The sequence below is a fragment of the Aeromonas sp. RU39B genome (assembly GCF_900156095.1).
In the GTDB taxonomy this organism is placed as follows: Bacteria; Pseudomonadota; Gammaproteobacteria; order Enterobacterales; family Aeromonadaceae; genus Aeromonas.
The window spans coordinates 14,601-40,851 of sequence record NZ_FTMJ01000015.1; the positions used below are offsets into that span (position 1 = coordinate 14,601).

21 protein-coding genes and 1 tRNA gene are annotated in these 26,251 nt (G+C 59.0%); 8 read left to right on the plus strand and 14 right to left on the minus strand.

The features are described 5' to 3' along the window. Window positions 1–94 precede the first annotated feature (94 nt). Window positions 95–2,488, plus strand: a complete 2,394-nt coding sequence (locus BW958_RS17320) for a PilZ domain-containing protein (RefSeq protein ID WP_076577164.1) — start codon at window positions 95–97, stop codon at window positions 2,486–2,488. Here BW958_RS17320 and BW958_RS17325 read toward each other — a convergent pair. Both BW958_RS17325 and serB read right to left on the minus strand, forming a co-directional pair. Continuing rightward, window positions 2,460–3,362: an alpha/beta fold hydrolase gene (locus tag BW958_RS17325; RefSeq protein WP_076577165.1), complete on the minus strand. Its 903-nt coding sequence runs from the start codon at window positions 3,360–3,362 to the stop codon at window positions 2,460–2,462. The two genes, BW958_RS17320 and BW958_RS17325, sit on opposite strands and share 29 nt — an antisense overlap. A gap of 23 nt (window positions 3,363–3,385) precedes the next feature. After that, window positions 3,386–4,381, minus strand: a complete 996-nt coding sequence (serB, locus tag BW958_RS17330) for a phosphoserine phosphatase SerB (protein WP_076577252.1) — start codon at window positions 4,379–4,381, stop codon at window positions 3,386–3,388. 105 nt (window positions 4,382–4,486) lie between these two features. On the opposite strand from serB, the gene BW958_RS17335 reads away from it, so the two are divergent. Further along, window positions 4,487–5,161, plus strand: a complete 675-nt coding sequence (locus BW958_RS17335) for a YtjB family periplasmic protein (RefSeq protein ID WP_083687390.1) — start codon at window positions 4,487–4,489, stop codon at window positions 5,159–5,161. 52 nt (window positions 5,162–5,213) lie between these two features. On the opposite strand, the gene deoD is transcribed toward BW958_RS17335, so the two are convergent. The 10 genes from deoD to BW958_RS17385 all read right to left on the minus strand — a co-directional run bounded on the left by deoD (window position 5,214) and on the right by BW958_RS17385 (window position 15,967). After that, complete coding sequence (deoD, locus tag BW958_RS17340; RefSeq protein WP_076577167.1) at window positions 5,214–5,930, minus strand: purine-nucleoside phosphorylase; 717 nt, start codon at window positions 5,928–5,930, stop codon at window positions 5,214–5,216. 71 nt (window positions 5,931–6,001) lie between these two features. Continuing rightward, window positions 6,002–7,210, minus strand: coding sequence for a phosphopentomutase (locus BW958_RS17345; protein ID WP_076577168.1), 1,209 nt, complete (start codon window positions 7,208–7,210; stop codon window positions 6,002–6,004). Between the two features lie 14 nt (window positions 7,211–7,224). Further along, window positions 7,225–8,556 (minus strand): thymidine phosphorylase, encoded by a 1,332-nt coding sequence (gene deoA / locus BW958_RS17350; RefSeq protein ID WP_076577253.1) that lies wholly within the window; start codon window positions 8,554–8,556, stop codon window positions 7,225–7,227. Between the two features lie 80 nt (window positions 8,557–8,636). Beyond that, window positions 8,637–9,410, minus strand: a complete 774-nt coding sequence (gene deoC, locus BW958_RS17355; protein ID WP_076577169.1) for a deoxyribose-phosphate aldolase — start codon at window positions 9,408–9,410, stop codon at window positions 8,637–8,639. A 362-nt stretch (window positions 9,411–9,772) separates the two neighbouring features. Then, the gene (locus BW958_RS17360) at window positions 9,773–9,943 is read right to left on the minus strand and encodes a XapX domain-containing protein (protein ID WP_076577170.1); all 171 of its coding nucleotides are present in this window, start codon (window positions 9,941–9,943) and stop codon (window positions 9,773–9,775) included. Window positions 9,944–10,068: 125 nt separating this feature from the next. Beyond that, complete coding sequence (locus BW958_RS17365) at window positions 10,069–11,343, minus strand: NupC/NupG family nucleoside CNT transporter (protein WP_076577171.1); 1,275 nt, start codon at window positions 11,341–11,343, stop codon at window positions 10,069–10,071. A 172-nt stretch (window positions 11,344–11,515) separates the two neighbouring features. Beyond that, on the minus strand, window positions 11,516–12,316 hold the full coding sequence (locus tag BW958_RS17370) for a TatD family hydrolase (RefSeq protein ID WP_076577254.1): 801 nt from the start codon (window positions 12,314–12,316) through the stop codon (window positions 11,516–11,518). A gap of 193 nt (window positions 12,317–12,509) precedes the next feature. Continuing rightward, complete coding sequence (rlmD, locus tag BW958_RS17375; RefSeq protein ID WP_076577172.1) at window positions 12,510–13,850, minus strand: 23S rRNA (uracil(1939)-C(5))-methyltransferase RlmD; 1,341 nt, start codon at window positions 13,848–13,850, stop codon at window positions 12,510–12,512. Between the two features lie 129 nt (window positions 13,851–13,979). Beyond that, the gene (amt, locus tag BW958_RS17380; RefSeq protein ID WP_076577173.1) at window positions 13,980–15,392 is read right to left on the minus strand and encodes an ammonium transporter; all 1,413 of its coding nucleotides are present in this window, start codon (window positions 15,390–15,392) and stop codon (window positions 13,980–13,982) included. A gap of 490 nt (window positions 15,393–15,882) precedes the next feature. Further along, window positions 15,883–15,967, minus strand: a tRNA-Leu gene (locus BW958_RS17385). Window positions 15,968–16,108: 141 nt separating this feature from the next. Between BW958_RS17385 and BW958_RS17390 the strand changes: the two genes are divergently transcribed. Beyond that, a complete protein-coding gene (locus BW958_RS17390) occupies window positions 16,109–16,630 on the plus strand; it encodes an RDD family protein (RefSeq protein WP_076577174.1) in 522 nt (173 codons plus the stop codon). A 35-nt stretch (window positions 16,631–16,665) separates the two neighbouring features. Here the strand turns inward: BW958_RS17390 and lptG are convergent, their stop codons facing one another. Together lptG and lptF are read right to left on the minus strand one after the other, a co-directional pair. After that, window positions 16,666–17,736 (minus strand): LPS export ABC transporter permease LptG, encoded by a 1,071-nt coding sequence (gene lptG, locus BW958_RS17395; RefSeq protein ID WP_076577175.1) that lies wholly within the window; start codon window positions 17,734–17,736, stop codon window positions 16,666–16,668. An 18-nt stretch (window positions 17,737–17,754) separates the two neighbouring features. After that, window positions 17,755–18,870 carry an LPS export ABC transporter permease LptF gene (gene lptF / locus BW958_RS17400; RefSeq protein ID WP_076577176.1) on the minus strand — a complete coding sequence of 372 codons (1,116 nt, stop codon included), beginning with the start codon at window positions 18,868–18,870 and terminating at the stop codon, window positions 17,755–17,757. Between the two features lie 166 nt (window positions 18,871–19,036). On the opposite strand from lptF, the gene pepA reads away from it, so the two are divergent. The 5 genes from pepA (at window position 19,037) to BW958_RS17425 (ending at window position 26,097) form a co-directional block, all read left to right on the plus strand. After that, window positions 19,037–20,545, plus strand: coding sequence for a leucyl aminopeptidase (gene pepA / locus BW958_RS17405; RefSeq protein ID WP_076577177.1), 1,509 nt, complete (start codon window positions 19,037–19,039; stop codon window positions 20,543–20,545). Between the two features lie 92 nt (window positions 20,546–20,637). After that, on the plus strand, window positions 20,638–21,069 hold the full coding sequence (locus tag BW958_RS17410) for a DNA polymerase III subunit chi (RefSeq protein WP_076577178.1): 432 nt from the start codon (window positions 20,638–20,640) through the stop codon (window positions 21,067–21,069). A 39-nt stretch (window positions 21,070–21,108) separates the two neighbouring features. Further along, window positions 21,109–23,958 (plus strand): valine--tRNA ligase, encoded by a 2,850-nt coding sequence (locus BW958_RS17415; protein ID WP_076577179.1) that lies wholly within the window; start codon window positions 21,109–21,111, stop codon window positions 23,956–23,958. A 170-nt stretch (window positions 23,959–24,128) separates the two neighbouring features. After that, window positions 24,129–25,412 (plus strand): hemolysin family protein, encoded by a 1,284-nt coding sequence (locus tag BW958_RS17420; protein ID WP_076577180.1) that lies wholly within the window; start codon window positions 24,129–24,131, stop codon window positions 25,410–25,412. Window positions 25,413–25,431: 19 nt separating this feature from the next. Then, window positions 25,432–26,097 carry a DedA family protein gene (locus tag BW958_RS17425; RefSeq protein WP_076577255.1) on the plus strand — a complete coding sequence of 222 codons (666 nt, stop codon included), beginning with the start codon at window positions 25,432–25,434 and terminating at the stop codon, window positions 26,095–26,097. The last annotated feature ends 154 nt before the right edge of the window (window positions 26,098–26,251 follow it).

The window sequence follows — 26,251 nt, forward strand, 5'->3', positions numbered from 1 at the left end:
TAAGACAGATTTTTCCGATACTTGATATACTTGTATCCACTTGTCGGAGCTCTCTCGCCGACCCTCATCGATCGACAACAGCGCGCAGGAATGCATGGAACGCGACATCGACCACTCATTGCTCGAACAGCTTATCCCGCTTTTGCGGGAGCCCGACTTTGATGAGCTGTTTGAACGTATCACCCATAACGAAAGCACCAATCAGCGCTTTCTGTTGAAAATGGAAATTAAGCGGCTCTGTACGCCGTGTCAGCGGGTTATTGACCTGCGCGATCACTTTGCCGATGACTGCGAGGTGGTGATCTATCAGGGCATTACCCACATGATGCCTGCCGATGCCAACGCCCTGTTCCGCTCCCACTGCTATCTCTATCGCGACCAGTATACCCTGGGGGTCTACGAGGCGCTGATGGCGTGGCAGAGCAAGCAACTGCGCATTCGCAATGAGGAGCGCCCCCTCACCCAGCCCGACAGTCCGCTGCGTCAGTATGACGTGCGCCGGGTACCCTTTGCCAGCTACTACGGCCGGCGCGAAGAGCGGATGCACTTCAGCTCGCCAGTGCTGCTTAAACTGGCCAGCGGCGAGCGCATCTTTGCCCGCACTTCAGATTTGTCAGTCGGTGGCATCCGGGTTCTGGTTCCTCATCTGCCCGCCTATCAGACGGGTGACGAGGTGGAGGTCCATTTTACCGGTCTCGAGCATGATTTCCCGGATCCTGTGCTCTATCGCTCCCACAGCTATCAAATTCTGGGGGAAGAGAGCCGCGATGACCGCATCTGGCTGCGTCTGGTCAAAATGGGGGAAAACACCGAGCTGGAGAGCTATCTGCACCAGTTCATCGAGAACAACAAGAGCCGCTATCGCATCAGTGTCGATTACCTGCTCTCGGCGGCGGTGGTCAAAGGTTACGAGCAGTTCTATCTGCCGCGCATGAGCGGCCTGCCGCTGTTCTTCGCCACCGGCGATGCCCCCAATCTCGAGATTGTGCTCAAAACAGAAAACAACCAGCCCATTTTGGAATACTGGCGCGACGAAAAAAACCGCGACATGTTGGCCGGGCTATTTCCGGCTCTGCGCATGCAGGCGTTGTTGCGCCAAAGTAGCCCGCTCAAAGAGACCCTGCTCTACTGCTTCACCCATACGGTGCGCAGCCACATCTACTTCTTCTCGGCCAGCCGTGAAGAGCTGCAGCAGACGGGTCTTCGCGATCTCTTCTTTCAAGTCGGCTCACGGCGGGCTAGTTGGCGGGTCTTTCGCCTGACCGTCGAGGCCTGCCATCCGGTTGAGGCCGATGCCAGCAGCCTGCTGCCCAGCGAAATATCGCCCCAGCAAGATATGCTGCTGCAACAGCGTCTGGCCCAATTCGGTTATGTCGGCCTGCTACAGCAGATCGACAATGAGCTCACCCATACCGACTATCAGGTCAGCGGCCCCAGCGACCGCAATGCCAACGACCTGCAAATCTTCGGTCATGCCGTCTCACAGCCTCTGTTCGAGGTGGAGAGTCTGCACTACATTCAGCTGCGCCGCGAACGGCGCTATAGCCACAAAACGGCGGTGGCCATTCGCCACGACGACAAGACCCACATCGGCTGGACCCGCGACATCTCGACTCACGGTCTGCAAGTTGAGCTCGAAGAGGGACTGCCGTGCAGCAAGAATGATGTGATTACCCTGTCACTGCCACGGCTGCAGGAGCTCTCCAAGAGCTTGGACCTGCGTAACCTTCCCTATCGGGTGGTAAACTGCAACGCCGCCGGCACCGTGCTGCACCTGTGCATCGAAGGGCATCCCGACCTGCACACCGGCCGCCTGTTCTTTACCAAGCTCATTGAGAGCAATCAGGACAAGCTCAAGGCGGTACGCGAAGGGCGCCGTTACCGCGGGTTGGCGCGCTGCCTGAGAAACCTGTTCACCCACCACCTGTTCAACCCGTCGTTCTACGTCAACAAGGGCCGTACCGGTGTGCGAGTGGCGGCGGTGGGTCGCTCACCCCAGCCACGAACACTCGATTCGCTGCTCGGCGCCTGTGCCGAGCGGCCCCAATTCGACAACCTGGCGCCACTGCTGCAAGGGGAGCTACAAAAGGCTCTGGTGCTGACGCCGCTGCGCCATCGCCAGCGCGAAGAGCCGCCGCTTGAGCAAGAGGTCTATGTGCACCTGTGGCATGACGATGCGGGCCTGCCGCACAGCGAAAGCCAGCCGGTTGCCGCTTTCCCGGATGCGACGGCGCGGCGCCGATTTGTGGAAGATGCGTTGATAAATGGCCAGTTTTTCTCGATCAGAGTGACTATCTCGCGCACCGGCCGGCCCGATACCAATTTCATTGCCAACGAGCTCGACTACATCGCCAAGTTTGCGATCCACAAGGCAAAACAGCTGGAAGAGGAGCTATGGAGCGTGGTGGGAGTGGGCGACCTGATCGATACCACGGCCGCCACCCTGTTTGCCTTGGGGCTCAACCCTGCGGCTGTGACAGCCAGCTGAGCAACTCGGGGAAGTGATCGTCCTGCGCCTGCGGGGCGGTCAGCATGTTGATGTGGTCATAATCGAGGCGCTGGCCGTTGCCACGGCCGAGCAGGGTAAAGCGCCCGTCAGCCTGCATCTCCTGCTGAAAACGCTGCACGTCGGTCGGGTGGCCAAGCACCCGGTCGGCCTGCGCAGCAATCATCCACAGGGGTGGCCAAGCCACCTTGCCTGCTGCCGCGTGATAGTCAAATCCGTCACGGGGATCGTGCCACGCCTCCCCCTTTACCCAGGGAATGCTCTCCTCCAGATAACCAAGCGGCTCATCATCGGCACCGACCCGATAACGACGCGCGGCAAAAAATCCGTGACGACGAGCCAGCCAGGGGGCCAACCGGTTCCAGACCAGATCAACCTTGAGCCAGCGCTCCGGCCCCTGTACCGACACGCTGCGCTTGGTACCGAAGAAGGTCAGGGTGGCCACCTGGCGGGCCAGCTCGGGAAAACGAGCCAAGGTCGAGGCCATCAACACGCCGCCCCAGGAGTGCGCCATCCAGTGCACCGGGTGGCCGGGATGACGCGCCTCAATCCAGCGCTGCAGCGCCGGAATATCTTCGGTAATCAGCTCGAACTGACCGTGATCGGCACGCTCGGCAATGGCCGGCTTGCTGCCGCCACGACCGCGCAGGTCGGCGACATACACCTCATAGCCATTGCGGGCCAGAAAACAGGCCAATCCCTTGCCTGACTCGGTATAGAAGATCCGTCCATTCTCGATGGCACCATGCACCATCAAAATAGGCTCGGCCTGCAGCGGCAGAGCGGGAGAGATGCACCGGACATGCAGGGAGTGTTCTCCCACCGGCACTTGTAAAGAGTGCTGAACCAATGTCATCGCCCCTCCCCTGTGTGGGTTGATTACCAGCGTGTTGCGGCCGCCTGACTCACCTGCAGCAGCGTCAGGACGCCATCCAGATCGTGATGCTTAATCGAGGCTGGCGCCTGTGCCTGAACGACCGGTTTGGCGTGGATAGCAATACCAAGCCCGGCCACCGCCATCATTTTGAGATCGTTGGCGCCATCGCCCACCGCCACTCGCTGGGCGTGAGGAATGGCGTATTGCTCGCCCAGCGCAGTCAACACCTCGGCTTTGACCGCTGCATCCACAATCCGACCGGCCACCCGGCCGGTCAGGTGATCGCCGTCCATCTCCAGCTCATTGGCAAAGATGGCATCCAGACCCAGCGCCCGCTGCAATTCACCGGCGAAACGGGTAAAGCCGCCCGAGGCGATCGCCACCTTCCAGCCGGCTTTGCGCAGCGCCCCCACCAGCTCGACCAAGCCCGGCATCCAGGGCATGGCCGCGGCAACCTGATCCAAAATAGTGACCTGCGCATTGGCCAGCAGCGCGACCCGGTTGCGCAGGCTGTCGGCAAACTCCAGCTTGCCCTGCATGGCGGCGGCCGTGACCGCTGCGACCTGTTCACCAACCCCGGCCAGCCGGGCAATCTCGTCGATGCACTCGATGCGAATAGCGGTCGAGTCCATGTCCATCACCAGCAGGCCCGGCTCACAGAGGGTCGGCAGCGCCGCAAGATGACACACATCGCACGGCCAGGTGCCGGTGCGCAGCCGCTCGGCTAACTCGGGGCTGAAACGCTCACAGCCGATCAGCAGAGCCGGTAGCTGCGAATCTGGCAGTGGATAGAGGCTGGCAGCCAGCCCTGCAGCCGCCAGCTCGCTGGCCAGCAGGTCGAGTAGCGCCGCATCAATGGCGCCAATGGCCACCAGCCAGGCGCTCTTATGGGGCTCGGACTGAGGTAACAGCTGGCCGGCACTGATGGCCCAGGCCGGCGAACCGGTCAAATGGGCCGCCCATTCGGCCGGATGGGAAGGAAGGGACGAAATCCGTATCACTGTGACATTTCCTGTTAACAAAGTGCGGCCAGAGTAGCGTATTGCATTTTGGGCAGGCAAGGGCCAAGATCCGGCCACTTCTGCCTTCCTGGAGTCAGTTTCTTGCGTTACATGCCCCTCAAGCGCGTGGTCAGTCTGGCCCTGGGCGCCCTGCTTTGCGGCGGGGTGGTTGTCATGTCCCTGCGCATTCAGAACGAGAATGAGCGGACCCTCAATGCCCAGGCCCGTGAGCAGGCCCAGGCACTGGTCAGTTATGCTGCCCGCAATATGAGCCGCTGGCTGCAGGAGAAAAATAAAAGCGAGCTGGCCCTGATGGCGGATAACCTTGCCAAGGATCCGCTGATCACTGACGTGACGCTTTATGACCAGCGTGGGGTGCCCATCGCCCAGTCGGGTAATGCCCTGCCGCTGGATGCCCTGCTACCGATTGGCAGCGACAATGCAACCCAGCCCGCACAGGGCAAAGGGCGTCAGCCGTTTGTAGAAGAGGTCAAAGCGGGCGAAGAGACGCTCGGTTACCTGCGCATCACCTTCGAAGAGGAGCAGCAGCTCAAGCCGATTCGTGACCGGCAGCGCCATCAAGCCGAGCAGGTGCGCCTGATGCTGATGGTGACTCTGCTGGCGGGCTTTTTCATCTCGTTTGGCGTGCGTCGTCACTACGTGCGGGTACGCAAGCACAAGAAACTCGACAAGAGCGTAACGCCCGAGGAAGAGAACAGCGGTATGGTCACCCGGCGCGCGCCAGCGCGGCGCAGAAAACCGCGGCAGGGACGCTGATCCCAAACAACAAAACGGCGGCCATCGGGCCGCCGTTTTACTTGATGGACGATTACAGATCGCCCAGCAGTACCGATTCCAGAGCCACTTCAATCATGTCGTTGAAGGTCAGTTGACGCTCTTCGGAGCTGGTCTGCTCGCCGGTGCGGATATGGTCAGAGACGGTGCAGATGGTCAGAGCCTTGGCACCAAACTCGGCGGCTACCCCGTAGATACCGGCAGCTTCCATCTCGACACCCAGGATGCCGTACTTTTCCATGACGTCGAACATGGAAGGATCCGGGGTATAAAACAGGTCGGCAGAGAACAGGTTACCAACGCGTACGGCAACACCCTTGTTCTTGGCAGCTTGCACGGCATTGGCAACCAGATCGAAGTCGGCGATAGCGGCAAAGTCGTGATCTTTAAAGCGCATGCGGTTGACCTTGGAGTCAGTGCACGCACCCATACCGATCACTACGTCACGCAGTTTCACGTCCTCACGCACGGCGCCACAGGAGCCCACACGGATCAGGGTCTTCACGCCGTAGTCGGTGATCAGCTCCTTGGCATAGATGGAGCAGGAGGGGATACCCATACCGTGGCCCATCACGGAGATGCGACGGCCCTTGTAGGTGCCGGTAAAGCCGAACATGTTGCGCACATCGCACACCTGCTCGACGTTTTCCAGGAAGGTTTCGGCAATGTATTTGGCACGCAGGGGGTCACCCGGCATCAGAACTACGTCAGCAAAGGCGCCATCTTTCGCGTTGATATGAGGAGTTGCCATTTCTTGATTCCTTCACACTAAATTGAGTTGTTGTCGTTTTCTGCCAGCCGCCGCAACGGCGGGCGGCTAAGTTACAGGAAGCTGGTGCCGTACTGCAACTTGGGCAGGCCATGATAGGCCGCAATGCTCTGGCCAATGTCGGCAAAGGTCTCACGACCGCCAACACTGCCGGCCTTGACCGGCTTGCCAAAGAAGATCACCGGAATGTGCTCGCGGGTATGGTCAGTACCACCCCAGGTCGGATCGCAGCCGTGGTCGGCGGTGATCACCACCACATCGCCCTCTTGCAGCAGGGCAAACAGCTCCGGCAGACGAGAGTCAAAATATTCCAACGCAGCGGCATAGCCACCCACATCACGGCGGTGACCGTAAGCAGAATCGAAGTCAACGAAGTTGGTAAAGACGATGGTGTTGTCACCGGCCGCCTGCACCTCTTCCAGTGTGCGATCCCACAGTTCGGTCAGACCGGTGCCTTTCACCTGCTTGGTGATGCCCTGGTGGGCATAAATATCGGCGATCTTGCCGATCGAGACCACCTGGCCACCGGCATCTTTCATGTAATCCAGCACAGTCGGGGCTGGCGGCAGCACCGAATAATCGTGACGGTTACCGGTGCGTTTGAATGCGCCGGCACGCTCGCCCACAAACGGACGCGCAATCACCCGGCCGATGTTGTAAGGCTCGAGCAGCTCACGCACCAGATGGCACAGGTCATAGAGCTTCTCAAGACCATAGGTCTCTTCATGGCAGGCAATCTGGAACACCGAGTCGGCAGAGGTATAGAAGATCGGCTTGCCGGTGCGCATGTGCTCTTCACCCAGATCATCAAGCACCTGGGTACCGGAGGCATGGCAGTTACCGAGATAACCCGGCAGGCCGGCCTTCTCAACAATCAGATCCAGCAGCTCCTGCGGGAAGCTGTTGGTGTGATCCTTGAAATAGCCCCAGTCAAACAGTACCGGTACCCCGGCGATCTCCCAGTGGCCGGACGGGGTGTCCTTGCCCGAAGAGAGCTCCTTGGCATAGCCGTAGGCCGCAATCACCTCGGCATGGCTATCCAGACCGGCCGGGAAGGTGCCGCTGGAGAGCTCGCAAGCATGCCCCAGCCCGAGCTTGCTCAGGTTGGGCAGGCTCAGCGCACCGCGCCCTGCCACCTTGCCTTCGGCGCAGGCCTTGGCAATGTGACCGAGCGTGTTGGAGCCGGTATCACCAAACTTTGCAGCATCGGCGGCAGCACCGATACCGAAAGAGTCCATCATCAGGATAAAGGTACGTTTCATGGGACTTCCCCTTGTTACAAGTCGGCCAGGCTGATGCGGCGATAGACCTCGGGCAAGGGCCCGGGCGCTTCGTCACCCACCTGGATGGCGGCACGCACCATGGCGGCGGCCTGCTCAAATTGTTCCTCGCTCTGAGCATGGATCAGGGCGAGCGGTTTGTCGGCACCGGTGGACTGTCCCAGACGAATGAAGTCGGTCAGCCCCACGGCATAATCAAGCTGGTCGGTAGGTGCGCGGCGACCGCCACCCATGGCCACCACGGCCAGACCCAGTTCGCGGGTCTCCATGGCGGTCACCATACCGCTGCGTTCGGCATAGACCGGACGCACAATGGCCGCCTTGGGCAGATAGTGATCGTAGCGTTCGACGAAATCAGCCGGGCCGCCAAGTCCTGCCACCATGCGGCCAAACACCTCGGCCGCCTTGCCACTATCCAGCACACTGTGCAATTGGCTGCGAGCAGCCGCTTCATCAGTGGCCAGACCGGAAGAGACCAGCATTTCGGCGCACAGGGCCAGGGTCACTTCGTGAATACGCGGATTGCGGTATTCACCGGTCAGATAACGCACCGCCTCACGCACTTCCACCGCATTACCGGCGCTGGATGCCAGCACCTGGTTCATGTCGGTCAACAGGGCAGTGGTGCGGCAACCAGCACCATTGGCCACGGCGACGATGCTCTTGGCCAGCTCTTCAGAGGCGGCAAAGGTCGGCATAAAGGCGCCGGAGCCTACCTTGACGTCCATCACCAGCGCCTGCAGGCCAGAGGCCAGCTTCTTGGAGAGGATCGAGCCGGTGATCATGGCAATTGACTCGACGGTCGCGGTGACATCACGTACTGCATAGATACGCTTGTCAGCCGGCGCGAGATCGCCGGTCTGGCCGATAATGGCCACGCCCGCTTCACGCACCACCTTGACGAAGGTGTCGTTATCGACCGAAGTCTGATAGCCGGGGATGGCGTCGAGCTTGTCGAGGGTGCCGCCGGTATGGCCGAGGCCACGGCCGGAGATCATCGGCACAAAGCCACCGCACGCCGCCACCATCGGGCCAAGCATCAGAGAGACCACATCACCCACGCCGCCGGTGGAGTGCTTGTCAACGATAGGGCCACCCAGATTGAGGTGGTCCCACGCCAGCACCATACCGGAGTCACGCATGGCACAGGTGAGCGCCACGCGCTCGTCCATGGTCATGTCGCGGAAATAGACCGCCATCGCCAGCGCAGCGATTTGACCATCGCCGATGGTTCCACGGGTGATGCCATCGATAAAAAAGCGAATTTCGGCGGCCGAGAGGGCCTCACCGTTACGTTTCTTGCGAATGATTTCTTGTGGCAAAAACATCTTCATTTCCTCCCTGCCCGGGGGCAGGCCTGCCAATCAATGGGGTGGACACGGGGCATGCCCCGTGTCCCGGTCACATATCAGTAGCCGCTGGAATCAGCGGGCTTGTCACCGTGTCCCAGAGTGGCCAGCAAGCTGGCCAGCAGGCTGGAGGCGCCGAAGCGGAAGGTACGGGCAGAGACCCACTCCTTACCGAGAATCGTTGCTGCCATATCGAGATATTGCGCGGCCTGTTCGGCGTTTTTCACGCCACCGGCCGGCTTGAAGCCTACGCTCGGATTTTTCGCCTTGATCACTTCCATCATGATGCGGGCAGATTCCGGGGTGGCATTGACCGGCACCTTGCCGGTAGAGGTCTTGATGAAGTCGGCACCAGCATCGATGGCGATTTCGGAAGCGCGGCGGATCAGCGCCTCTTCTTTCAGCTCACCGGTTTCGATGATCACCTTGAGCAGCACCTTGTCACCGCAAGCCGCCTTGCATGCCTTGACCAGATCGAAGCCGACCTGCTCGTTGCCAGCCATAAAGGCGCGATAGGGGAACACCACGTCCACTTCATCGGCACCGTAGGCGACGGCAGCGCGGGTTTCGGCCACGGCGATCTCGATGTCGTCGTTACCGTGCGGGAAGTTGGTGACGGTGGCGATGCGCACGTCGGCTGCGCCAATCTCGCGCAGGGTCTTGCGGGCAACCGGGATAAAGCGGGGGTAAATACAGACAGCGGCGGTCAGACCGGCCGGCGACTTGGCCTTACGGCACAGGTCGATCACCTTCTGATCGGTGTCGTCATCATTGAGAGTGGTGAGGTCCATCAGGTTGAGGGCACGTTGTGCCGCGATCTTCAGATCAGTCATGTCATTCTCCAATGTCTTGAGTCTTCCACAGCCGGAAACGGGACACCCTGGCACCCCATATACAGGCCATGTATTGAACACTTACAGCAAACTGCACAGGCAATCCGACTGCAAATTAGGCAAGAGCCCTGTCACTTTTTTACAAAAGTGCGGACTTGGTTCCATGAAGACTTGAGACGGAGACCATACCGATCCCGGACCTCAATCAATTCCATTTGACCGCCAACACCCGCACTCATTGCGGGTATTAGTCACTGTCAGCACCCTGCTGACCAGTGCCTATTTGAGCCGAGATGACCCCGCTTTGCAAGCTGGCAAGCGCGCTTTTCCGAGCCGCCTCACACACCAGCTTCGCCTGAACATCAGGAGAAAAAGCGGGCCAGCACCCAGCTGTAGGCCATACCGCCCAGATACACACCCACGATACCCATCACGCCCGACAACACAGGGGGCGCCGGGATCGGCAACTTCAAAAATGAGAACAGGATGCCGACAATAAATCCGGCCATCACCGCCAGTACTACTTCGTTCATAAAACCTCCGATTGTCTAGTATCGTTATATTTTTATTAGGAAAACGGTTGTCTGCGCCGCATATGCGAACGCCACAGCAAATGCTGTGGCGTTCGGGGTCTCTGACTCGCTGTGGCGAACTGGTGTTACATACCAGAGAGCGCCAGGAAGAAGCCGGCCAAGGTTGCCGACATCAGGTTAGAGAGCGAGCCGGCCAGTACGGCCTTGAGGCCGAAACGGGCAATATCACTACGACGGTTGGGCGCCATGGAGCCCAGACCACCGAGCAGGATCGCCACCGACGACAGGTTGGCAAATCCACACAGGGCGAACGAAATGATCGCCTTGGTGTGCTCGGACATGGCCACACCGTTAATCAGCTTGTCACCACTGATATAGGGTGCAAAGTTGAGGTACGCCACAAACTCGTTAACGACCAGCTTCTGACCGATGAACGAGCCCGCCACGGTGGCTTCACTCCAGGGTACGCCCAGCAGGAACGCCAGCGGCGAGAAGACCCAGCCCAGGATCAGCTCAAGCGACAGCTCAGGCATACCGAACCAGCCACCGACACCCGCCAGCAGGCCATTAAACATGGCAATCAAGCCGATGAAGGCCAGCAGCATGGCACCCACGTTCAGCGCCAGTTGCAGACCGGCAGAAGCACCGGCAGCCGCAGCGTCAATCACGTTGGCCGGCTTGTCATCCATCTCGGCATCATCGTCATCATCGCCATAGTTGGGGTTCTGCGTCTCCGGAACCAGCAACTTGGCGAACAGCAGCCCCCCCGGCGCCGCCATGAAGGAGGCTGCAATCAGGTACTCCATCTTGACGCCCATGGCAGCGTAACCGGCCAATACCGAACCGGCGACCGATGCCAGACCGCCACACATGACGGCAAACAGCTCGGAGTCGGTCATCTTGGCGATGTACGGACGCACCACCAAGGGTGCCTCAGTCTGACCCACAAAGATGTTGGCCGTGGCCGACAAGGACTCGGTACGGGAGGTGCCCAGCACCTTCTGTAGCCCACCGCCCAGCAGCTTGATGACCCACTGCATCACGCCGAGGTAATAAAGCACCGCAATCAGCGAGGAGAAGAAGATGATGACCGGCAGTACCCGGAAAGCGAAGATGAAACCACCACCGCCAAACACCTCAAACATTTTGCCGCTGACCAGACCGCCAAACAGGAACTCAATCCCCTTCTGGCCATAGTCAATCACACTGGAGACCGCACTCGATACGTTCACCAGAATATCTTTGCCAACCGGTACATAGAGCACAAACGCGCCCAAACCGGCCTGGATGGCAAATGCGCCGGCAACCGTGCGCACCTTGATGGCTCTGCGGTTGCTTGAAAAAAGCACCGCGATAAGGATGAGCGTCACCATCCCTACCAGCCCCATTATTAGGTTCATTTTTTTATTTTCCTCCAGTAACACCTTTCACCCGCTGACAGTTCGTGACGACAAACTCATCAGACAAGGCGGCGCATTATACAGATACGAGCCGCGCCCAGTGCAAGCCGACACCGCCAGCAAAGGGCCGAATTTACAAACCAAATCTGTTTTTTTAGACCGAAAACGATTTTTAATTACTGCCCCGTCCGCTCCCTTCGGCCGCCATTTGCGGAAACAGTCGAACGCTGTTTTGGGCAAGCTGCTCAGCCGCTTGCTGCGCGGTGACTCCTTTGAGTTCGGCTAGCGTACTCAGCACCTCGGGCAGGTGCGCGGGCGTATTGCGCTCCCCCTGATGACCCGAGAGCGGCATATCCGGTGCGTCAGTTTCCAGCAACAGCGATGCCCAGGGCATGGCCGCCACCGCCTCGCGGGTCTTGTTGGCGCGCTCATAGGTGATGGTGCCGCCGATACCAAGGCAAAATCCCAAGGCCCAGAAGCGCTCGGCCTGTACCAACGAGCCGGAAAAGGCGTGGATGATGCCGCCAGCCGGTAAACGCCTGCGTTTGAGCAAGCTGGCGACCGTGTCATTGGCACGCACGCTGTGAACAAGCAGTGGCAGGCAGCACTGTTCAGCCAGCTCAAGCTGCGCTTCAAAGAGCGCCAGCTGCCCGGTCTGCTTGACGCTACTGCGCCGATCCAGCCCGCACTCCCCGATGGCAATCACACCCTCAGGGCGTGTTGCCAACAGGTCAGCCAAGCGCTCGACAGCACCAGGAGACTGGCTGGCAGCATAAAGCGGATGAATACCGAGGGCGCCATAAAGACCGGCAGCCGGATTGGTCAGCGCCATCACCTGCGACCAGTTCTGCTCGCCCACGGCGGGAATGATAAAGCGGCCAACCGAACGCGCCCGTGCGGCAGCGAGCACCGCCGCACGGTCAGCATCAAAATCGGGAAAATCGAGGTGGCAATGGGTATCGGTCAGTAACATCAGACACCCGTTGCCCACAAAGAGAAGAGGATGGGGCGCGCGGCGCAGCAACGGTTGGCAATCCAGCCCAAGGCAGCACAGACGTGCATACTATCCTCCCTGACAGACACGGTGGTGGCCCGCCAGCAGCGATATGCGGCTCGCCTGGCCCCATCCGCGGGCTGGCTCACTGTGACATGTTGCGCGGCCTGCCTCAAGCGCGGCGCAGGCGAGCCACCACCTCCACATGGAGGGTATGCGGGAACATATCGACCGGCTGCACCCCATCCAGTGCAAATCCGTGTTGGCAGAGCCAGGCCAGATCGCGAGCCAGCGTCTGCGGGTTGCACGACACATAGACCAGACGCTGTGGCGCCATCTCCACCAGTGTGCGCAGCAGCGCCGCATCACATCCCTTGCGCGGCGGGTCCACCACCACCACATCGGCGCGTTCACCAGCAGCATACAGCTCGGGAACCACTACCTCCGCCTGCCCGATATGGAACTCGACGTTGTGAATATCGTTGCGCTCGGCATTGCGTCTGGCATCGGCAATCGCTTCTGCCACCAGCTCAATGCCAACTACCCGGGCGGCCTGCTGCGCCAAAAACAGCGAGATGGTGCCAATGCCGCAATAGAGATCAAACACGGTCTCATCACCGGTCAGGCCGGCAAATTCCAGCGCCTTGCCATACAGCACATCGGTCTGACGCGGGTTGACCTGATAAAACGACAGCGGCGAGATAACAAATTCGAGATCGTGCAGACGGTCGGTAATCACTCCGTCCCCGCACAATACCCGGTTGGTTGCACCCAGAACCCGGTTACCGGGCTCGGGGTGAATATTGTGCACGACGGTCGTCAGCGGCAGATCGGCCAGCAGCGCCAGCAGCGCGGCCTCCCCCGGCAGTGTCTCACTGCGGGTCACCAGCACCAGCATCCACTCGCCGGTCGCAAAGCCTTTACGGGTCATCACATGGCGCAGCTCACCGCTGTGCTGGGTCTCGTCATAGGCGCTCACCCCCTCACTGGCGATCCACTGGCGCAAGCGGGCCAGCAGGGTCTCATGGAAGGGGTCTTGCACTGCGCAGTCATCGCAAGCCACCAACTCGTGAGAGTGCTTGCGATAAAAACCGATGGCTGGCCCATTGCCAGTGGGGCGCACCGCAAATTGAGCCTTGTTGCGCCATGCAAAAGGGTGCTCCATTCCCAGCACCGGCAACACCTCAGCCTGCAAACCCTGTTGGTGCAGCGCCTTGACCACCAGTTGATGCTTGTACTCCAGCTGGGCCGGATAGGCGAGCGTGCGCACCTGGCAGCCACCACAGTCGGTGTGGGCGCAAAAATCAGCAACCCGGTGTTCCGAGGGCTCAAGCACCCGTTGCAAACGGCCATGCAGGTAGTTGGGTTTAACTAGCGTCAGCTCGGCTTCAATCTCTTCGCCGGGCAACGCTCCTTCCACGTAGAGAGGAATCCCGTCGATGCGGCCGACACCATCTCCTTTGTCGGTTAATTCGAGGATCTTGAGATGGCACAAGGCTCCGGCAACAGGCATGACTCACTCCAAAAACAGGCGGATTTTGACGGGGGGCAGAGTGTAGCGGAGAGCGGGGCAAATTGCAGGTACAAAAAACCGCCGGCAATCTGCCGGCGGTCATCACTATCATCCACCCGCAGCGGACGATTACAGATTGTAGGCTTTTTCGCCGTGAGTGGTGAGGTCCAGACCTTCGCGCTCTTCGTCGTCTTTGACGCGCAGGCCGCCCACTACCATGCCCACCAGCTTGTAGGCGATGGCAGCCACGATACCGGACCATACGATGGTGACCAGCACGCCGATGGCTTGCACCTTGACCTGAGCCGCGATGGAGTAACCGTCAGCAACCTGGTTGGCCACATAATCCCACACACCGGTACCACCGAGATCCGGGCTGGCAAACACACCGGTCAGCAGGGCGCCGAGGATACCGCACACGCCGTGCACACCGAATACGTCCAGGCTGTCATCAGCACCGAGCAGACGCTTGAGGCCATGTACGCCCCACAGACCGGCGACACCGCTGATAAGGCCCATCACCAAACCACCGCCGACACCGACAAAACCGGCAGCCGGAGTAATCACAACCAGACCCGCTACCGCACCGGATGCCGCACCCAGCAGGGAGGGACGACCCTTCATAGCCCACTCGGCAGCAGTCCAGGAGAGGGTGGCAGCAGCCGGAGCAGCCCAGGTGTTAACCAGTGCCAGCGCGGCAGAGCCGTTAGCTTCCAGCGCAGAGCCGGCGTTGAAACCGAACCAACCCACCCACAGCAGGGAGGCACCGATCATGGTCATGGTCAGGCTGTGCGGCGCCATCAGGTCGCGGCCGTAACCGATACGCTTGCCCACCATAAAGGCACCCACCAGACCGGCAACGGCGGCGTTGATGTGCACAACGGTACCACCGGCAAAGTCGAGCGCGCCGTGCTGGAACAAGAAGCCGGCAGTGGCGTTGGCTGCGTCAGCGGCCTCGGCACTGGTATAGGCATCCGGACCGGCCCAGTACCACACCATGTGCGCCATCGGCACATAGGCGAAGGTGAACCACAGGATGGTGAACAGCACGACGGCAGAGAACTTCATCCGCTCGGCAAACGACCCCACCACCAGGCAGCAGGTGATGGCGGCAAACGCGCCCTGGAACACCACATAGACAAATTCAGTGATCCCCACGCCCTTGCTGAAAGTGGCCGCGATGGAGTCAGGAGTCACGCCGCTTAGCAGAATCTTGCTAAACGAGCCGAACATGCTGTTACCTTCGGTAAACGCCAGCGAGTAACCGTAGACAACCCACAGTACGGTCACCAGACAGAAGAGGCTCAAGGTCTGCATCAGAATACTGAGCATGTTCTTGGTGCGCACCAAGCCACCGTAGAACAGTGCAATGCCCGGGATAGACATCAGGATGACCAGCACAGCGGCCACCATGATCCAGCCGTTGTCACCCTTATTGATAACCGGTGCTGCTGCCGCCTGAACCTGTGCAGCAGCTTCCTCTGCCCAGGCCGGGAGTGCCAGCATCCCTAGCAGACCGGATACAGTGATGGTTTTCCGCATAAACCTCTCCTTCCATGTTTTACCAGCTTGACGCCGGAATCAGTTCCTTAACTATTTCGGAGTCGATACCGGATTCAGATATCGCACTGACAGGGTTATTGCAGAAACCGTTCCAACTAGAAAATATCCCGTGGAATCATGATCTAAGAGGGGTATTAGCGATAAATTGCACCATTAGTGTGCGCGACATGCGCCAATGTGGGATGTGATGCTCGGGGTCTGTGCACCGTTCTGGTCACGCACCAAGAGTGTGCAGCTGCAGTAAAGAGGAAGAACCGTTATCGGTTCAAGCGAGTGGACAAAATGAAAGGGAAATCTCTTGAAAGAACGGTGCAGGACGCATTGAGTCACCCAGCCCCTACAATCAAGCCAAAATGATGGGGTGGAGAAGGCACCAACCTAAGCCGGTAAGCAACTGATTTGAAGATATCTAGGCTTAGAAAAACTTAAGGCCACCCGCTTGGGTGGCCTTAAGTCATTGAATTCTAAGTGGTGCCCGGGGTCGGACTCGAACCGACACGGTTTTACCCGGCGGATTTTGAATCCGCTGCGTCTACCGATTTCGCCACCCGGGCAGTGCGTGCGATTATACGAATGGGTGATCGCCAAGCAAGCAATATTTCCGCTAAGTGTGGTTGTTTGTCCATTTATTCAACACCTTGCCGACCTGCTTCCCACTCCCTACAATGCCCGCCATCGCTCAAGGAAGGATTATCATGGCCAAACGCAAATCTTCACCTCCCCGCCAAAGTGCGCCGGCGCAGGTAAAACCGACTCATCCCAGTGCCGGTTTTTTCCGGCGGTTGGGCTCCTGGGTCTATGACGCACTGATTGTCTTGTCACTGCTGATCATCGGCGGATTTATCGGTCTGGGCGTGGCCTATCTGCTGCTGGCGCTGGGGCTCACCCAACTCGAAGAGGGCAAGGATATGGCTGACCTTCTGAGCCACAGCCTGCTGTATACCGCCTGGCTGGCAGCGATCATCATCGGGTTTTACGCTTGGTTCTGGGTTCGGGCCGGCCAAACCATCGGCATGCGCGCCTGGCGACTGCGGGTGCAAAACAAAGATGGCAGCAACATTACGCTGACCCAGGCCCTGATTCGTATGGCAACGTCAGCCTTTGGCCTTGGCACCCTGATGGTGCTATTTAGCGACAAGTCCTTTCAGGATATCTGGGCCGAATGCGAGATGGTGGTGCTGACGAAGGAAGAGAATCTCGAACAGCTTAACAAGTAATAAGCAACGGGGCGCCAAGGCGCCCCGTTCTGTGTCTAGCGTTTACGACTGAGGATATAGAGCGCCCCACCGCCAAACAGCAGGCTTGGGGCAACGGCACCGATAATCGGCGGCACCGAATAAACCAGGCTGATGGGGCCAAACAGACGGTCACTGACATAGACCAGAAAACCGGTGATGATGCCCATCAGCATACGCGCGCCCATACTGACCGAGCGCAGCGGTCCGAAGATAAACGATGAAGCAAGCAGCACCATCGCCACCACCGTCAGCGGCGACAGCACTTTGCGCCACATTTCGAGCAGATAGCGACCGGCATCCTGCTCGTTGGCCTTGAGATAACCGATGTAATCAAACAGCCCGCTTACCGACAGGTTTTCCGGGTCGATACTCACCACGCCAAGCTCCTTGGGCGTCAGCTCGGATTTCCACTGCGCCGTGGCGCTGCGATCCTGGGTGATGCGGTTGGGGTCGGAGAAATGGGTGGTCACGACTGACTTGAGCTGCCAGTGATGATCCTGAAATTGGGCCTCTTGTGCGATCACCACCTCGTCGAGCTTGCGCTGGTCATTGAAACGGTAAAGGGTGATGCCGGTCAGGTTGCCATCACTGCGCACGCCGCCGATATTGACGTAATCACTGCCATCACGGGCCCACACCCCATACGCCATCAGGGTCAAACGCCCTTCCGACATGGCACCGGCACGAATATCTTCCGCCGTGCGCTTGGCGATCGGCGCCACGTATTCACCCATCATGGTAAAGACGATCATCAGCGGGATGGCGGTTTTCAGCGCAGCCAGCACGATGCTGAGCTTGGAGCGGCCAGAGGCCTGCATCACCACCAGCTCGGAGCTGGAGGCCAGCTGCCCCAGACCGATCAGACCACCAAGCAGTGCCGCCAGCGGGAAGAACAACACTGCCTCTTTGGGCATCGACAGCAGCACGTAGAAGAAGGCTTTCATCATGGTGTAATCACCATCGCCCACCGACTTGAGCTGCTCGACAAACTTGATAAGGCCAGCCAGCCCTACCAGTGTCAGCTCGGAAAGCAGGATCGACATGAAGATGATCCGGCCAATGTATCTGTCAAGAATGCCAAACATGCAAAATCTCCGGAGTCATCAGGCCTTGGCTGGCTTACGCAATGTGCGTCGGGTTCGGTTCCACCAAGCGGTATCCTGCAGGTTGAGCGGTAGCCCGATAAGCAGCAGATAACCGAGCGGGATCAGTAACATACCCGGCCAATATGGCAGCGCACCGCTGGCGATGGCCGAGCGACCGGCGCTGAGCAACAGGAAATAGGAGAGGTAGAGCAGGATCGCCGGCAGCAACTTGGCATAGCGTCCCTGACGCGGGTTAACCCGTGCCAACGGTACCACCAGATAGGTCAGCACCGGAATCGAGAGCGGCAACGAAATCCGCCACTGCAATTCCGCCATCAGATCCTTGCTCAAGCCACGTTGCAGCAGTTCGCTGGTCGGCTTGGCGGTAGACTTGCGCTTGGACTCTTCCAGATTGCGCTGCTGGATCACCACCCCGTAACTGCTGAAATCAGAGATGCGAAACGCCTTGCCGGTAAACTGCCCCTCATAACGGGTGCCGTCATTGAGGGTGAGCCACTGCAAACCATCCTTATCGATGCTGACCTTGCCGGTATCGGACACCACCAGTGACGGCGGCTTACCATTTTCTGCCTGCTGCACTATAAAGATCTTCTTGAGATCGGTGCTGCGGTTGCTCAGCTCCTGGATGTAAGCCACGGTGCGGCCCTTATCCAGCTCCATAAAACGTCCTTCCTGCAGCAGGGCAATACCGGGGTCGGCTTTGAACTGATCCATCACCTGATATTCCCGCTCCTTGGCCTCTGGCGCCACCCACAGAGTGTTCACCACCGCGACGCCTGCTGTCAGCAACGCCAGCAACATGGCCGAACCCATCACCAGACGGGGTCCGAAGCCGACCGCATGCATTACGGTCATCTCGCTTTCCGCATAGAGCCGGCCGTGGGTGAACAAAATGGCCAGAAACAGGCTGATCGGCAGCATCAGCAGCGCCATATTGGGCAAGTTCAACCACAGCAAGGTGGTGACCAGCGTGGTCGGCACATCACCCTGCGCGGCATCGGAGATGATTTTGATGAATTGTTGACTGACAAAAATCAGCAACAGCACAAACAGCACCGCCAGCTGGGTTTTCAGGGTTTCTTTGAATAAATATCGGAAAACGATCACAGTCATTCCCACGTAAACTTGTGTTTTTGGTCGAATGCCTGAAAAATAGGACTCTAGTTTAGATTTTTCCTATTTAGACGCGGTGCCAGGGGCTTGGCGCCATCAGGTCGACCCCAAGAGCGCCTCATTATTCATGAAACGGCGCCCCTTGTCTTTAGATCTAGGAGATTGCATGGAGTTCAGTGTTAAAAGTGGCAGTCCCGAGAAACAGCGCAGTGCCTGCGTTGTGGTGGGCGTCTTCGAACCTCGTCGCCTCTCACCGGTCGCCGAGCAACTGGACAAGATCAGCGATGGCTACATCAGCTCGCTGCTGCGCCGGGGTGATCTGGAAGGCAAACCGGGGCAGATGCTGCTGCTGCATCAGGTACCCGGTGTCCTGAGCGAGCGCGTCCTGCTGGTTGGTTGCGGTAAAGAGCGTGAGCTCGATGAGCGCCAATACAAGCAGATCATCAGCAAAACCATCACCACCCTGAACGAAACCGGTTCGATGGAAGCGGTCTGCTTCCTGACCGAGCTGCACGTCAAGGGACGCGATACTTACTGGAAGGTTCGCCAGGCGATCGAAGCGACCAAGGCCAGTCTCTATACCTTTGACCAGTTCAAGACCAACAAGGCGGAGCCGCGTCGTCCGCTGCGCAAGCTGGTGTTCAACGTCCCGACGCGACGTGAACTGACCATTGGCGAAAAAGCCATCACCCACGGTCTGGCCGTCGCCCTGGGCACCAAGGTGTGCCGTGACGTGGCCAACATGCCGCCCAACGTCTGCAATCCGGCTTATCTCGCCTCCCAGGCTCGCCGCCTGGCGGATGCTTATCCCAACATCACCACCAAGGTGATCGGTGAGCAGGAGATGGCAGAACTCGGCATGAACTCCTATCTGGCGGTCGCCCGTGGCTCGGAAAATGAAGCCATGATGGCGGTGGTCGAGTACAAGGGACATCCGGATGCCAAGCCGGTCGTGCTGATTGGCAAGGGATTGACCTTCGACTCCGGCGGTATCTCCATCAAGCCATCCGACGGGATGGACGAGATGAAGTACGACATGGGTGGCGCCGCTGCGGTGCTCGGTACCCTGCATGCGCTGGCCGAGCTGCAACTGCCGCTCAACGTCATTGGCGTGCTGGCAGGCTGTGAGAATATGCCGGGTGGCAACGCCTATCGCCCCGGCGACATCCTCACCTCCATGTCCGGCCAGACCATCGAAGTGCTCAACACCGATGCCGAAGGCCGTCTGGTGCTGTGCGATGCCCTGACCTATGTGGATCGTTATGACCCGGACAGCGTGATTGACGTGGCGACCCTCACCGGTGCCTGCGTCATCGCGCTGGGCCACCACACCACCGGTCTGTTGGCCAACCACAACCCGCTCGCCTCCGAGCTGGTCGGCGCCTCCGAGCAAGCCGGTGACCGCGCCTGGCGTCTGCCCCTGTTTGATGAATATCAGGAGCAGCTCGATAGCCCGTTCGCCGACATGGCCAACATTGGTGGTCGTCCGGCCGGGACCATTACTGCCGCTGCGTTCCTGTCGCGCTTTGCCAAGAAGTACAACTGGGCCCACCTGGATATCGCCGGGACCGCCTGGAAGAGTGGCAAGGATAAAGGCGCAACCGGCCGTCCGGTGCCACTGCTGACCCAGTTCCTGCTGAACCGGGCCGGAGTGGATATCGAGGTCAAGGATTAAGGGATCTCACGATTCCCCGCTTAACCAAGGAAGAGGCTCGCCTCTTCCTTGTTGTTTTAACCAGAGGCCGCGTTTAAGCCACGAGGAGATCCATGAGTCAGATCACCTTCTACCTGATGACGGATAACCAGCGCGAAACGCTGGTCTGCCAGCTGGCTGCCGAGCTATGGCAAAGCGGTCATCTGTTCTGCCTGTGCCAGAATGAAGCGCAGGCGCACCAGCTCGATGAGCTGCTGTGGCAGCTGCCGCCAGAGCGCTTTGTGCCGCACCAGCTGCAGGGCGAAGCCGGTCAGGCACCAGTCGAGATAGGCTGGCAGCCACCGCGCCGGCGTTATGCCCGCCTTATCAACCTGGCCGATGACGCACCTTTGTTTGCAGGAGAGTTCGCTCAAGTGGTAGATTTTGTCCCCACTGATGAGCGCGACAAGCAACTGGCCCGCGAGCGCTACAAGGCTTACCGCCTGGCAGGGCACCAGCTCGACACGCTCGAGCCGCCGCCCGCCACCCCGGCCACTGCACCCTGATTGCACCCCCTTTGAGATTCTTCGGAAAACAGCGATACCATGGAAAAGACCTTCAACCATAACGCCATCGAACAGGCGCTCTACCAGCACTGGGAATCCCAGGGTTACTTCAAGCCGCACGGCGACACCAGCAAAGAATCGTTCTGTATCATGATTCCGCCGCCCAACGTCACCGGCAGCCTGCACATGGGTCACGCCTTCCAGCAGACCCTGATGGATACTCTGATTCGTTACAACCGCATGCTGGGTAAAAATACCCTGTGGCAAGCGGGTACCGACCACGCCGGTATCGCCACCCAGATGGTGGTCGAACGCAAGATCGCCGCCGAAGAGAACAAGACCCGTCACGACTACGGTCGTGAGGCGTTCATCGACAAGATTTGGCAGTGGAAGGAAGAGTCCGGCGGCACCATCACCCGTCAGATGCGTCGTCTCGGTGACTCGGTAGACTGGGATCGCGAGCGTTTCACCATGGATCCGGGCCTCTCCAAGGCGGTACAAGAAGTGTTTGTCCGTCTCTATGACGATGGCCTGATGTACCGCGGCAAGCGTCTGGTGAACTGGGATCCCAAGCTCGGTACCGCCATCTCCGATCTGGAAGTGGAAAACAAGGAAGTGAAGGGCCACATGTGGCACCTGCGCTATCCGCTGGCCAATGGCGCCAAAACCGCTGAAGGGCAGGATTACCTGATCGTTGCCACCACCCGTCCGGAAACCATGCTCGGTGACACCGCCGTGGCGGTTAACCCGGAAGATCCGCGCTACAAGGCATTGATCGGCCAACACATTGTGCTGCCGCTGGTCAACCGCCTCATCCCCATCGTCGCCGACGAACACGCCGACATGGAGAAGGGCACCGGCTGCGTGAAGATCACCCCGGCCCACGACTTTAACGATAACCAGGTCGGCAAGCGCCACAGCCTGCCGATGATCAACATCTTCACCCTCGACGCCCATGTGCGCGCCGTGGCCGAAGTGTTTGACAGCGAAGGCAATGTATCGACCGCTTATGACGCGACCCTGCCGGCCGAGTTTGCCGGTCTCGAGCGCTTTGCGGCTCGTAAGGCCATCGTGGCCAAGCTGGAAGAGATGGGTCTGCTCGACTCCATCAAGGATCACATCCTGCAACAGCCGTACGGTGACCGTGGTGGCGTCCCCATCGAGCCGATGCTGACCGACCAATGGTATGTACGTGTTGCGCCGCTGGCTAAAACTGCCATCGAAGCGGTGGAAGATGGCCGTATCCAGTTTGTGCCCAAGCAGTACGAAAACATGTACTTCTCCTGGATGCGCGACATTCAGGATTGGTGTGTCTCCCGTCAACTCTGGTGGGGTCACCGCATCCCGGCCTGGTATGACGAAGCGGGCAATGTCTATGTTGGCCGCAGTGAAGACGAAGTTCGTGCCAAGCACAGCATTCCGGCCGTGACCGTACTGCGTCAGGACGACGACGTGCTCGATACCTGGTTCAGCTCCGCCCTGTGGACCTTCTCCACCTTGGGCTGGCCGGAAAACACCGACGCACTCAAGACCTTCCACCCGACTGACGTGCTGATGAGCGGCTTTGACATCATCTTCTTCTGGATCGCCCGGATGATCATGATGACCATGTACTTCATCAAGGATGACAACGGCCAGCCGCAAGTGCCGTTCAAGACCGTCTACATCACCGGCCTGATCCGCGATGAAGAGGGTCAGAAGATGTCCAAGTCCAAGGGCAACGTGCTCGATCCGCTCGACATGATCGATGGCATCAGTCTGGAAGCGCTGCTCGAGAAGCGCACCGGCAACATGATGCAGCCGCAACTGGCCGAGAAGATTGGCAAGCGTACCGCCAAGCAGTTCCCGGAAGGGATCGAAGCCCACGGCACCGATGCCCTGCGTTTCACTCTGGCCGCGCTGGCTTCGACCGGTCGCGACATCAACTGGGACATGAAGCGCCTCGATGGCTACCGCAACTTCTGCAACAAGCTGTGGAATGCCAGCCGTTATGTGCTGATGAACACGGAAGAGCAGGATTGCAGCCCGACTGCCGCCGCCGATTACAGCCTGGCGGATCGCTGGATCCAGTCCCAGCTGCAACTGGCTATCCGTGATTTCCGCTCCGCACTGGATGGCTATCGCTTCGATATCGCCGCTGGTGTGCTCTATGAGTTCATCTGGAACCAGTTCTGTGACTGGTATCTGGAGCTGACCAAGCCGGTACTGTGGAACGGTACTGCCGCCGAGCAACGTGCCACCCGCCACACCCTGGTGAGCGTGCTGGAGACCCTGCTGCGTCTGGCTCATCCGCTGATCCCGTTTATCACCGAGACCATCTGGAAGTCGGTGGCTCCGCTGGCCGGCATCACTGCCGATACCATCATGCTGCAGCCGTTCCCGGCGTTCGAGCAGGATAAGGTAGACGAGACCGCACTGGCTGACAGTGAGTGGATCAAGGAGTTCATCGTCGGTATCCGTAATATCCGCGCCGAGATGAACGTAGCGCCGAGCGTACCGCTTGAGGTGCTGCTGGCATGCAACGAGGTGGATGCCAAGCGCGCTGCCGACAACGAGACCTTCCTCAAGACCCTGGCCAAGCTCGCCTCAATCCGCGTTCTGGCTGCCGGTGAAGACGCCCCGTTGTCGGTCAAGAAGTTGGTCGGTGACACCGAGCTGATGATCCCGATGGCCGGCCTTATCGACAAGGATGCCGAGCTGGCACGTCTGGCCAAAGAGATCGCCAAGCTGGCCGGTGAGTGCGGCCGCATCGAAGGCAAACTCGGCAACGAAGGCTTCGTAGCCAAGGCGCCGGAAGCGGTGATTGTTAAGGAGCGCGAGAAGCTGGCTGACTACAAGCTTCAATTGAGCAAGCTTGAAGCCCAGCAAGCGCAAATCGCGGCCCTGTAAGCTGAACTTTAAATGAATAAAACCCCCTCTTTGCAGGGGGTTTTTACTTTTTTGTGTCCCTTATCCGGCGTTATCGCCCGATTGCGCCACAGACGCAGGTTTTGCAAGCACAACGGCGCCAAATTCATTAGAATGCCAGAGCTTTGTCTTTCAGGAACCTGCACACCTATATGGAATTGTTGATCCTTATTGGATTGATTCTGCTCAACGGCATCTTCGCCATGTCTGAAATCGCTATCGTGACCGCCCGAAAAGCCCGCCTCAGCCGCCTGGCTGATGAGGGAAGTCGTGGCGCGGCTATCGCCATGCGGCTGGCGGAAGATCCCACCAACTTTCTCTCTGCGGTCCAGATCGGGATTACCAGCATCGGACTGCTGAACGGTATTTATGGCGAAGCCGTGCTGGCCCAACCGTTTGCCCTCTGGCTGCAAGAGTGGGGCATGGGCGAGCGTGTCAGTTCGCTGGTCTCCACCATCACAGTGGTGGTGGCGGTGACCTATCTCTCCATCGTCATCGGTGAGCTGGTGCCCAAGCGACTTGGCCAGATCAGTGCCGAGCGCATCGCCTGTCTGGTTGCACGCCCGATGCTGGGCTTAGCTATGCTGACCCGCCCGTTTGTCTGGTTGCTCTCCTCGTCAACCAACGCAACGCTGCGCCTGCTGCGCATTCGTCAGGATGGCAGCAACAACGTCACCGAAGAGGAGATCCACGCCATGCTGGTCGAGGGCTCTGAAGCCGGCGTGATTGAGGATCAGGAACACGTGATGCTGCGCAACGTCTTTCGTCTTGATGAGCGTACACTGGCCTCCCTGATGGTGCCGCGCAGCGACATGCACTATGTGGATCTGGAGCTGCCGCAAGAGGAGAACCTCAAACGGATGGCCCAGCACCAGCACAGCTATTACCCGGTCTGCGAAGGTTCCCTCTCGAACGTGATCGGGATCCTGCACGCGCCCCGTGTCCTTGATGCACTGGTCGCGGGCCGCGAGCCGGACCTGCGCGCCATGGTGCAAAGCGGCTCTCTGCTGCCGGAAACCCTGAACGGACTGGAGCTGCTGAACCATTTTCGCACCCACTCCGAGCCGCTGGCACTGGTGGTGGACGAATATGGTGAGCTGCAAGGATTGGTTACCCAGCGCGATCTGCTCGAAGCGCTAGCCGGTGATTTTCTGGATGATGCCTCGGATGAAAACTGGGTGGTGACACGTGCCGACGGCAGCCTGCTGCTCGATGGCCTGATCCCGCTCCCCGAGCTGAAAGATTGTCTGTCTCTTTCCCGCCTGCCGGAAGAGGACAAGCACCACTATCATACTCTCAGTGGTCTTATCATGTTCCTGCTCGGCCGTATCCCGGCAACTGGCGACCTGCTGGTGCTTGAGCAGTGGCAGCTGGAAATCGTCGACATGGATGGCCTGCGCATCGACAAAGTGCTGGCCTCACCCAGGTCTGAATAATTAAGCGGAGCTTGTAATGCTGGAGCAGTTTTACCACTTGGCTCACGCCTTTATGAATCTGGATCTGGTCGCCCTGTCCGATCCGAAACTGTCAACCATGCTCTGCTTCATGCTGGCCTTGTTCATGATTCTGGAAAATGGTTTTCTGCCGACGGCCTTCCTGCCAGGCGACAGCTTGCTGGTGCTCACCGGCGTGCTGATTTATCAGGATGTGGTCTCGTGGGCTGTCCTGCCGATGCTGATTGCCTGCTCGTTTTTCGGCACCTGGCTTGGCTATATGCAGGGGCGATTCTTTGGTCACACCGAGCTCTACCATCGCCTGCTATCTCACATCGACAAGGCGCATCAGGAGAAGGCTTACTACTTGCTCAACAAGTACGGCATTCTGACCCTGATCACCGCGCGCTATATCGCGTTTGTACGCACCGTCTATCCGTGCATCGTGGGCGCAGCCGAAATTCCGCAGGGGCGCTTTCTTATCATCAACCTGATCAGTGCCATGATGTGGTGCACGCCGCTGGTCTTTTTCGGTTATTACATCAGCCACACCAAGTTGGCCGAAACCTACCAGAACCAGTTCCTCAGTTTTATTCTCTATCTGCCGCTGGTGCTGCTGGCGCTGGGTCTGGGGGCCATTATCTGGCGCCAAATCCGCAAACGGCGCGTAGCATCGCGCAATAAATAACCCTGTAGAGCCGGCATTTAATTAAAATAAGCCGGCTCTCTTGTTTTCCACTGTCAAAAATGAGTGAATCTAGCGCCTTTATTTGCCATACCAACAGGTATGGGTCTTCGTTGTGAATGGAGTCGTTGTATGGGGTTCTCTCTTCGAGCCTTGG

What these genes read in the sequence shown, in the direction of transcription:
- BW958_RS17320 (WP_076577164.1), top strand. Translation starts at nt 95, where the DNA reads ATGGAACGCGACATCGACCACTCATTGCTCGAACAGCTTATCCCGCTT.
- BW958_RS17325 (WP_076577165.1), bottom strand. Translation starts at nt 3,362, where the DNA reads ATGACATTGGTTCAGCACTCTTTACAAGTGCCGGTGGGAGAACACTCC.
- deoD (WP_076577167.1), bottom strand. Translation starts at nt 5,930, where the DNA reads ATGGCAACTCCTCATATCAACGCGAAAGATGGCGCCTTTGCTGACGTA.
- BW958_RS17345 (WP_076577168.1), bottom strand. Translation starts at nt 7,210, where the DNA reads ATGAAACGTACCTTTATCCTGATGATGGACTCTTTCGGTATCGGTGCT.
- deoA (WP_076577253.1), bottom strand. Translation starts at nt 8,556, where the DNA reads ATGTTTTTGCCACAAGAAATCATTCGCAAGAAACGTAACGGTGAGGCC.
- deoC (WP_076577169.1), bottom strand. Translation starts at nt 9,410, where the DNA reads ATGACTGATCTGAAGATCGCGGCACAACGTGCCCTCAACCTGATGGAC.
- BW958_RS17360 (WP_076577170.1), bottom strand. Translation starts at nt 9,943, where the DNA reads ATGAACGAAGTAGTACTGGCGGTGATGGCCGGATTTATTGTCGGCATC.
- BW958_RS17365 (WP_076577171.1), bottom strand. Translation starts at nt 11,343, where the DNA reads ATGAACCTAATAATGGGGCTGGTAGGGATGGTGACGCTCATCCTTATC.
- BW958_RS17370 (WP_076577254.1), bottom strand. Translation starts at nt 12,316, where the DNA reads ATGTTACTGACCGATACCCATTGCCACCTCGATTTTCCCGATTTTGAT.
- rlmD (WP_076577172.1), bottom strand. Translation starts at nt 13,850, where the DNA reads ATGCCTGTTGCCGGAGCCTTGTGCCATCTCAAGATCCTCGAATTAACC.
- amt (WP_076577173.1), bottom strand. Translation starts at nt 15,392, where the DNA reads ATGCGGAAAACCATCACTGTATCCGGTCTGCTAGGGATGCTGGCACTC.
- BW958_RS17390 (WP_076577174.1), top strand. Translation starts at nt 16,109, where the DNA reads ATGGCCAAACGCAAATCTTCACCTCCCCGCCAAAGTGCGCCGGCGCAG.
- lptG (WP_076577175.1), bottom strand. Translation starts at nt 17,736, where the DNA reads ATGTTTGGCATTCTTGACAGATACATTGGCCGGATCATCTTCATGTCG.
- lptF (WP_076577176.1), bottom strand. Translation starts at nt 18,870, where the DNA reads ATGACTGTGATCGTTTTCCGATATTTATTCAAAGAAACCCTGAAAACC.
- pepA (WP_076577177.1), top strand. Translation starts at nt 19,037, where the DNA reads ATGGAGTTCAGTGTTAAAAGTGGCAGTCCCGAGAAACAGCGCAGTGCC.
- BW958_RS17410 (WP_076577178.1), top strand. Translation starts at nt 20,638, where the DNA reads ATGAGTCAGATCACCTTCTACCTGATGACGGATAACCAGCGCGAAACG.
- BW958_RS17415 (WP_076577179.1), top strand. Translation starts at nt 21,109, where the DNA reads ATGGAAAAGACCTTCAACCATAACGCCATCGAACAGGCGCTCTACCAG.
- BW958_RS17420 (WP_076577180.1), top strand. Translation starts at nt 24,129, where the DNA reads ATGGAATTGTTGATCCTTATTGGATTGATTCTGCTCAACGGCATCTTC.